7 protein-coding genes are annotated in these 6,855 nt (G+C 42.8%); 5 read left to right on the top strand and 2 right to left on the bottom strand.

The features are described 5' to 3' along the window. Positions 1-67: 67 nt before the first annotated feature. Positions 68-2,392 (bottom strand): ATP-dependent DNA helicase, encoded by a 2,325-nt coding sequence (locus tag RG963_RS15965; RefSeq protein ID WP_310577269.1) that lies wholly within the window; start codon positions 2,390-2,392, stop codon positions 68-70. A gap of 351 nt (positions 2,393-2,743) precedes the next feature. After that, positions 2,744-3,094 carry a winged helix-turn-helix transcriptional regulator gene (locus RG963_RS15960; protein ID WP_310577268.1) on the bottom strand — a complete coding sequence of 117 codons (351 nt, stop codon included), beginning with the start codon at positions 3,092-3,094 and terminating at the stop codon, positions 2,744-2,746. A 176-nt stretch (positions 3,095-3,270) separates the two neighbouring features. Here RG963_RS15960 and RG963_RS15955 point away from each other — a divergent pair, with 176 nt between their 5' ends. The 5 genes from RG963_RS15955 to RG963_RS15935 all read left to right on the top strand — a co-directional run bounded on the left by RG963_RS15955 (position 3,271) and on the right by RG963_RS15935 (position 6,302). Then, complete coding sequence (locus RG963_RS15955) at positions 3,271-3,828, top strand: flavodoxin family protein (RefSeq protein ID WP_310577267.1); 558 nt, start codon at positions 3,271-3,273, stop codon at positions 3,826-3,828. A 28-nt stretch (positions 3,829-3,856) separates the two neighbouring features. Next, positions 3,857-4,429 (top strand): nitroreductase family protein, encoded by a 573-nt coding sequence (locus tag RG963_RS15950; protein WP_396654747.1) that lies wholly within the window; start codon positions 3,857-3,859, stop codon positions 4,427-4,429. Between the two features lie 269 nt (positions 4,430-4,698). Further along, positions 4,699-4,986, top strand: coding sequence for a putative quinol monooxygenase (locus RG963_RS15945; RefSeq protein WP_310577266.1), 288 nt, complete (start codon positions 4,699-4,701; stop codon positions 4,984-4,986). Between the two features lie 121 nt (positions 4,987-5,107). Next, positions 5,108-5,680 (top strand): flavin reductase family protein, encoded by a 573-nt coding sequence (locus RG963_RS15940; RefSeq protein WP_310577265.1) that lies wholly within the window; start codon positions 5,108-5,110, stop codon positions 5,678-5,680. 46 nt (positions 5,681-5,726) lie between these two features. Further along, entirely contained in the window at positions 5,727-6,302 is a 576-nt protein-coding gene (locus tag RG963_RS15935; protein ID WP_310577264.1) for a flavodoxin family protein, read from the top strand. The last annotated feature ends 553 nt before the right edge of the window (positions 6,303-6,855 follow it).

Below are 6,855 nucleotides of genomic sequence, written 5' to 3'. Positions count from 1 at the left end.
GAAAAAAGAAAATGAAGGAGTCTTCAAAAAAACAAATTTAAAAACTGAGTGAGGGAACAACCTGCTTTCAAAGTTTTTCTGCAAGGCTCCCGAACTCCAGCCGACTTGAAGCCGGAGATTCCGGCTCCTTTTTTTCGGGGTTATTCGGCGTGATGTGCGCAAAAAACTCTTCCACGAGACTTCCCACATCCCTTGGTGCCACATCAATAAATTCTCTCTTTTCTTCAGGTGGGAAATAGTCAAATACCGAAAATTTACCGAGTTTACGCATCTGGGAACCCTGGTAGCGAGAATCAAGGAGAATCCTTACTCCAAAGTCCTCCGGAGAACGTACTACCCTTCCCATTGCCTGCCTGACCTTCCTGATTGTCGGCACCTGGACTGCGAACTCCCAGCCATCCCCACAACCGAAAACCGTATCATATGCAGACTCGACTGCTTTGATTCTGTCGTTTAGAGCCGGGTATCCGACTCCCACTACAATCACTGTCCTGCCTCGACCATCTCTGAAATCAACGCCTTCACTCAAGGTTCCCCAGAGATAGGTTATAAGTACGGCTTTTTCTCCCAGCTCTCCGATTTTGAAAAATTCCTCCCGGATTTCCTGGGCTGAAACCCCCACTTCATCAAGGAAAATGGGGATGGAAAGTTCAGGCTCAAGGAGTTTGGTATAGCGGAGCGCTTCAGCATAGCTCTGGAAGTAAATAATCACATTGCCCGCTGATGCAAGAGCAGCCGCAAGCAGAGTTTCTTTCAAACTCTCAAGAGTCTCGGAGCTGTCCCGATTTTTTGCAAAAAGTGGGGGAATCGAAACCGCAAGAGTAAGCCTTCTTTCCTGGGGAAATGTAGTTCCATAGATGATTTCTTCCACTTCCCTTGAGATGCCAAGTGTGGATTTGACCATCTCGAAAGGCCGAAGTGTAGCCGACATAAGCACTGCAGTATAAACGGAATCAAGCAAAGGCTGGGTCACGTTTTTAGGGATGCATGTAAAAAGCTCAATCCTGCCGGCGACCCTATCGCTTTTAAAGTCCCTGCGCACGTTCAGAATCGGATAATAATTCTGCCTGTCAGAAAGTACAAGGTAAGAGGATAGAAAATCAGCAACATACCGGATCTGGGAACGTTTCGGGACTGAGAGAAGCCCTTTTTTGTAGTTTTCCGCATAAATCTCTTCTAGCCTGCCCCCGAACTCGCCAATTTCCCGCAGCTGGGTCAGAACCTTTTCTTCATCCGCAAATCCTTCTTTTTTTGCGTCCCGCAAAAAGCGAGCTTTCAGGATGTCAAGGCGCTCATAAGGGTCGCTTATCTGAATGTCCTGCCAGTTTTTTCCAAGCCTGTTCCTTTCCCCGAACTTTAACTTCGAGTCATATGAGTCCCTGAGAGCTGTCAGCAGGCAGGAAAACAGCCTCTTCGCATACAGCCTGACCGCATAATCCTGATCAAGAGGAATGCCGTTTCCTGAGCCAGCTCCCGACCCGAATACAAGAGAGCTGTCGGAATCAGGGACTTCCCCGATTTCAGAAAGGGCTTTTTCAATGGTAAGTTCAGAGAGCATTATGGAAGAATGTGAGCGGGCCGACGCCTCGATATTATGGGCCTCGTCAAAGATGAGAATAATGTCTTCCGGGCCGCGTTCAAGCCATTTAAGCAGAGTCATGAAGATTTCGGCACTGAGCACATGATGGAAATTACAGATCAGAAGTTCGGTATTTTTGAGTTCTTTTTTAAGCAGTTCATACCCGCACATATCCCGGTCTTCTGCATATTCCATTACTTCTTCAGGGCTCCTTACATCGGAAAAGAGCCAGGAGGAAAACTCATTTCCTTCAAACTTAAGTACCTCATAAAGCTTTGGGCAGGAACGGCTCCTCAGGGACTGAGCTTTTTTCCTTGCTTCTTCGAGTTCTTTTTCAAGCTCGTTCCTCAAAGCGTAAAGGGTAGGGTCTTTTGTCCTTTTGTATTTTTCGTAGGCGTCCTTAAGCTCTTTTTCCTTTGAAGAAACTTCCCTCTCAAAGTCCAGGAGATCATAGGTGTTTTCCCCTTTCAGCTTGCATTCCTCATAATCGAGGTTTTCGGGGCACATAGAGGTCTTGCCCTTAAAAACGATTGTTTTTATGCTGTTACCCTGGGAGATTTCTCTTGCTTCGTTTATAAACTGAACCATCTGCTGGTGGACATTCGTGACTATAACAACGATTTTATTAAGTTTTTTCCCCACACTCAATGCAGGAGCAAGTGCACTCAGAGTCTTGCCTGTCCCGCATGCCCCCTCAAAAAGCACGATTTTCTCCTGCAGGAGAGCCGAGTGAATTTTCTCCATGGCTTCTGCCTGATTAGGGTAGCAACTTTGTTTTGTAAAATACCTCATGTAGCCGTTCTTCTGCATCATAAGCTTAACCCTGATCTCTTCGATTCCCGAAAGTTCTCAGTGACTTTCCGACCTGTCAACAATTTATGAATTGAACTTTCAAAACTTTAAATGTTTTGAAAATATTGTTGAATATATTTTAAGTTCTTCTATTGCCAAATATATTCTAAATTCGTTATATCTCTGAATCAAGTAAAAACAGAATCCAGTACTGACACCCACATACAGGAATAGGAATTATTTTTACTTATTGCGTGAATGTTTGTTATTTTAGAACCTTTCTGAAATTAACCGGAAACAAATTTCTCAAAGAGAGAAAGACAGCCAGTTGAATAATCACTGTTTATCCTGAATCCATTTTCTGCCGAACAATTATTTTTTACCCAGGGCACATTCTCTGCCAAGATATTCGTTTCCCCATTTGCAGAGAGCGTCCAGAACAGGAAGCATCGTTTTTCCAAAATCGGTCAGAGAATACTCAACTTTAGGTGGGATTTCAGGATAAACCTGCCTGAGAATTAGCCCGTCTTCTTCAAGTTCCCTCAGCTGTTTCGTAAGCATTTTAGGAGAAATACCCTGCATGCTTTGCTGGAGCCCTGAAAAACGCAGCTTTTCCGTTCTTAACTGCCAGAGGATAATAGGCTTCCATTTGCCTCCGATTACCTCAAGGGTTGCTTCCACAGGACACTGGTAATGTTTACTGTTTTGTATCTCACTTACCATATGCTCACATAGTATCCATTTTGTTAGTTAGTATCCGGATTGTATGTATAGTATATAAGTATAGTTGCTGCAAATTACAGATCAATAAATACAGATATTTAAAAAGGAAAAACCGATATAAATTCAAAAATAAATTCAGGATAGATTCAGTTTAAAGAACAAGAGGTAAGAATAAAATGAAAGTCATAGGTATTGTTGGAAGTCCCCGAAAGAATGGAAACACAAACGTCCTTGTCCAGCAGGTTCTCACAGGCGCAGCAGAAGCAGGTGCTGAGACCCGAACCTTCATCCTCAATGAGATGAACTACAAAGGCTGCCAGGGCTGCGATTACTGCAAGAACCACGAAGAATGCAAGCTTGAAGACGACCTTGTGGAAGTATTCGATGAACTTGCATCAGCAGATGGAGTTATCTTCGGTTCTCCGATTTACTTTGGTCAGTTCACAGGCCAGATGCGGCTCTTCCTTGACCGCTGCTACTCCCTTATCAACGCTGACTTCTCTCCCCGCCTCTCTGCCGGGAAAAAAGCCGTAATTATAGGAGCCCAGGGAGCACCTGAACCCATGGCCTTCAAAGGTGTTTATGAGGAGTTCGGAGGGCAGATTTCCAACTTTATGCGAATGGAAGTAAAGGATACCCTGGTGGCAGTCGGATACCACGCCCCCGGAGAAGTCAAGGCCAATACCGAACTTATGGAAAAAGCGAAAAATACAGGTATGAACCTGTTTAAGTAAAAGACGATCAGGATGAGGAGAATTCGAGATGCGTTTTCTCACTCAAATCTTTTCAGAATGGATAGGAAACATCGATATGGATACGCTTGAAGCAATTCACACTCGAAGAAGCATTAGAAAATACACAGACCGACCAGTTTCCCAGGAGCTTGTTACTGAACTGCTCCGGGCTGCAATGAGCGCTCCTTCTGCTGTCAATTCCCAGCCCTGGGTCTTCATTGTTATTGATGACAGAAAGCTCCTCGAAGAAATTCCTACATTCAGCCCTTATGCTGGCATGTGCAGGGAAGCATCCCTTGCAATCCTTATCTGCGGAGACACGACTCAGGAAAAAGTTCCCGGATACTGGGTGCAGGACTGTTCGGCAGCAACCCAGAATCTCCTGCTTGCAGCTCATGCTGTCGGGGTTGGAGCAGTCTGGACAGGAATCTATCCAATAAAGGATCGGATTGAAGGTTTTAGGAAAGCTTTTGGGCTGCCTGAACATGTAATTCCTCTGGCTTTTGTACCCATAGGCTATCCTGCCCAAACCCCCGGACCTCAGGACCGGTACAGGGAAGAGAAAGTTTACCACAACAGGTACGGTCAGAAGAAAAAATGAAGCTGTAAAACCGGCAAAATCGAAACTCTGTACTGCTTCAGAAAAAGAATATCAAAATAGAAGATCCCAAAGATTTGAATCCGCAAATGGAGTCTTAAGAGAACCAAAATTTATCTATGATAGCCTGCTTGAGGGACAGAGCCGTGCTTTCAGGTTTTGAATGCGGGAAATGCAAAAAAGCCTTCCCACAACACATCCCTGGCAGAGAAAAGCTAATAGAAGTCCGGGAATTTTAGGAAAAATTGGTTTTATAAGAAGCTGGTGATTTATTGACGATAAGAGTTGTTGCAAAAAACAATGTCAAACCTGAAAAAATTCAAGAATTCATAGGTTTATGTAAAAACCTTGTTGGAGAATCATTAAAAGAAGAGGGATGCATAGAATATGGGCTATACCAGGAATTAGAGAATTCAGGAATTCTGACTATGCTAGAAGAGTGGAAGGATGAAAGCAGCCTGGATAAACACTTAAACTCCAATCATTTTAGAGAGATATTTCCTTTGCTTTCAGAATATCTTGAAAAAAAAACTGAAATTAATGTATACAAAAAATTGTGATTAAAAAGTTGTAATTTATCGATTTCATTCTTCAAATTATACTTCCATACATTTTTTTTGAAAACGCGCCATCAAACTCGATGTAATATATAAATGCATAAATAGGCTGGGGAAAAGTACCATGATGGCAGAGAAAATCAAGATCAATAACAATGTATTCGTCTGTCCTATGCCGGTAACCCTTCTCGGGGCAAAAGTTAAAGGAAAAGCCAATTTCATGGCCCTGGGCTGGGTCAGCCGTGTGAATGCAAACCCTCCGATGATTGGAGTGGGAGTACACAAATCCCATTACACGCCAGAGGGTATAAAGAAAAATGGGTGCTTCAGCGTCAATTTCCCCGGTAAGGATATGGTTAGAGAAACCGATTACTGCGGGCTTGTCTCCGGGGAAAAGATTGACAAATCAGATTTGTTTGAAATATTTTACGGAGAGTTAGAAACAGCGCCCATGATCAAAGAGTGTACTGTGAACCTCGAGTGCCGGCTGGTCGAAACCTTAGAGTTTCCAACACACTACTTTTTTGTGGGAGAAATTATTGCCGCTTATTCCGAAGAGCAGTATCTTACTCAAGGGAAGCCCGATATTAAGAAAATGAAAACCCTGATCCTTACTATGCCTGACAACAGCTACTGGACAGTGGGAGACTATGCCGGAGCCGCCTGGAAAATAGGAAAAGGTCTGAAAGAGAAATAATAAGAAAAAGGATAAATAAAGATAGACAACTGAAGGAGATGGATAAATGAAAGTTGTTGCATTTAACGGAAGCCCTAGAAAGGACGGAAACACAGAAATCCTGATCAGGCATGTCCTTGCCGAGCTTGAAAGGGAAGGAATTGAAACAGAAACCGTGCATGTCGGGGGAAAGAGTATCCACGGCTGCATTGCCTGCGGGAAATGTTTTGAAAACAAAGACAAGAAATGTGTTATGGATAAGGATATCGTAAACAACTGCATAGAAAAGATGCTTGAAGCCGACGGTATTATTCTTGCCTCTCCGACCTATTTTGCAGACCTGACCCCTGAGCTCAAAGCTTTGATAGATAGAGCAGGTTTTGTTTCCAAAGCCAACGGCGAACTTTTCAGACGAAAGGCAGGAGCAGCCGTTGTTGCAGTAAGAAGGGCAGGCTCAGTTCATGTCTTTGACTCTATCAACCATTTTTTCACAATTTCCCAGATGATAATTCCGGGGTCAAATTACTGGAATATGGGGATAGGCCTTGACGAGGGAGACGTTGAAAAAGACGAAGAAGGCATCCGGACAATGCAAGTTCTGGGGCAGAACATGGCCTGGCTTTTAAAAAAGCTCAACGCTTAATTAGAATGTAGAAATTTAGTTTAATGATAGCTGATTCATAAGTTAAATACATAATTTTTCGTATGCTCCCGCTTCAAAGAATGAGGTAACAGCCAGTGTGCCGATTTTCTGTAAATCTGAAGTTAAATTTTTGTACACTATGGATAAAATAAAGCTTCTGACATCGAATATTCTATTCAATATGTCTTGATATTTGTGATTTTACAGAAAATCGGCACATTGCCCTGTCGAAATTGATAGACAATAGTTGTATAATCTATCATTTTTCTAAGCATTTAAATCTCGCGTCGTGGTAGCTGTTAAAGTATCCATTTTTAAAGCTTTCTGTGTAGCCTCTTTTGTGTTTTGGGTTCATACATCGTTGATTTTGAGTCAGCAATCTTCGTAAGAACTTCTTCTTGTCCAGGTTTAAGGCAGTCTTCAAGACCGGAATTGTAGCCTTCTTTGCATCAGTCTTGGAAACCCAAAAGGGAACCTTCTTTGTAACCCAAATTTGACAGAAGCATACATATTATTACCTAAGTTTGACAGTATCCACTAATTAATATTGAAA

Origin of the sequence: Methanosarcina baikalica (assembly GCF_031461075.1) — an archaeon.
Classification (GTDB): Archaea; Halobacteriota; Methanosarcinia; order Methanosarcinales; family Methanosarcinaceae; genus Methanosarcina; species Methanosarcina baikalica.
This window is presented reverse-complemented; position numbering and strand designations above follow the sequence as displayed.

Bases quoted from the DNA above. Each gene is read 5' to 3' on its own strand.
- RG963_RS15960 (WP_310577268.1), bottom strand. From the start codon at position 3,094: ATGGTAAGTGAGATACAAAACAGTAAACATTACCAGTGTCCTGTGGAA.
- RG963_RS15935 (WP_310577264.1), top strand. From the start codon at position 5,727: ATGAAAGTTGTTGCATTTAACGGAAGCCCTAGAAAGGACGGAAACACA.
- RG963_RS15950 (WP_396654747.1), top strand. From the start codon at position 3,857: ATGCGTTTTCTCACTCAAATCTTTTCAGAATGGATAGGAAACATCGAT.
- RG963_RS15940 (WP_310577265.1), top strand. From the start codon at position 5,108: ATGATGGCAGAGAAAATCAAGATCAATAACAATGTATTCGTCTGTCCT.
- RG963_RS15965 (WP_310577269.1), bottom strand. From the start codon at position 2,392: ATGATGCAGAAGAACGGCTACATGAGGTATTTTACAAAACAAAGTTGC.
- RG963_RS15955 (WP_310577267.1), top strand. From the start codon at position 3,271: ATGAAAGTCATAGGTATTGTTGGAAGTCCCCGAAAGAATGGAAACACA.